This is a genomic window from Leptolyngbya cf. ectocarpi LEGE 11479 (assembly GCF_015207065.1).
Classification (GTDB): Bacteria; Cyanobacteriota; Cyanobacteriia; order Phormidesmidales; family Phormidesmidaceae; genus Leptothoe; species Leptothoe ectocarpi.
The window spans coordinates 1-1443 of sequence record NZ_JADEXP010000626.1 but is presented as its reverse complement, the minus strand read 5'-3'; the positions used below and the strand labels follow the sequence as shown (position 1 = coordinate 1443).

Sequence of the window (1443 nt, the reverse complement as noted above, 5' to 3'; positions counted from 1 at the left end):
TCCATGTTCTAGGCAATGAAGAATATTTCCCAAGACTTTGTTGGGACGCTGATCAGGAGATAGAATTTCAATTGTCCAGTCGGGTGCCAGGTCAAAGTTATCTGGAACATCACCGTCTGCTGTGAACGGGATACGCTCCCATTGGAAAACGGCAATGTCAGGAATGATAGACCGACCACCAAACGTGCATCTTAATTCTGGAAAGGCGTAGGCAATTTTATTGTCTTCTGCGACTTGATTGATGGTAGCGCATAGTTTTCCTTGTAAGCGGCTGTGGCGTCCCTTTGGCATGGGCTTTTGGATAATGTTGCCATTTATGTATTCACTGGCGGGCTTGGTTTCTGGTAGTTGCAGAAACTCTTCCAATGTTATTGGTTTGGAAGGTGCTTGTACCATTGGGATTGCCTGTAGAGTAGGTCAATTACGGCTATGGCCCATTATAAGCGAGCCGTAACGTTTAGGAGTGTTATGTTAGCGACGCTGTGTTGAGTTGCGATCTCTGGTTTCTTAGGTTTCTTAAGCACTACAAAGGCAGTACGTTATTAACGCATCCTACGAGATTAGCTCCAGTACCTATTTAAAAATCTGCTCTATGACTTCTTCCGGAAATCCTTCGTTTTTCAACCTAGTTTTTGCCTTTTCCTCACCTCCTGAGTATTCATCAACAAGGGTTTTGGTCTTATCGACAATTTCATTCTCGGTATAGATTTGATTGAGAGCATCGTACCAAGTTAAGCCATCGCGCTTATCATAGTGCCACCACTCTTGCTTACTTTCCTTTGCTCCCTTTTTGTCCCAGCCTTCGTGAGCTTTTATCCTACTAAATCCATTATCTTCGAGGATAGCAGTAACATCTATGAAGGTGGTTTTATACAGTTTCTTTCCTGGATAATACCCTTTCTTATGGAAATTCACTGAATCTGTTTCTTTAAATTGCTTCTTGTAAGAACTTTTTTCTTTCAAGTTAGACTTTGCAGGCAAATACAGCTTGAAGAACATATTTTCTCCAGAAGGAGCTTCTACAATCAGCCACTTTAAATCTCTCGCTAGATCTATCGCTCTACCAGTCTTATGCCATGAAAAACTATCTGCACCAACTTTCTTGGTCGGGTTTGCAAGCTCGCGTTTTGTATCTCCTGCATTAACCTCCTGCCCTGTCAAAGATTTAATTTTACTTACAACTGCTTCCCAGTCCTTAATGACTGCATCACTTATTTCTGATTTCTTCTGGGCATTAGTTCTTGGATTTTTGTTTGCTTTGACTAAACGATTAGGCAACAGAAGCTTATCACATTTCTCTGCAATCGTTTCAGTTGTCTCTTCAGATATCTTTTTGTTTTTTTTAGTTATTTCCCATTTAAATTTTTTAGCAGGATCATTCCATCTAATATTCTTCCGATTAGTTATTTGTTCCCAATCCTTATTTTCAGCATGGGTATAGAG

At 40.5% G+C, this 1443-nt stretch carries 2 protein-coding genes; both read right to left on the bottom strand.

All coding sequences use genetic code 11. The features are described 5' to 3' along the window. On the bottom strand, positions 1-396 hold a 396-nt coding region (locus IQ260_RS30580; protein ID WP_193996800.1), incomplete at its 3' end, for a Uma2 family endonuclease. Between the two features lie 177 nt (positions 397-573). Next, positions 574-1443: hypothetical protein (locus tag IQ260_RS30575; RefSeq protein ID WP_193996799.1), on the bottom strand; the 870-nt coding region annotated here is incomplete at its 5' end.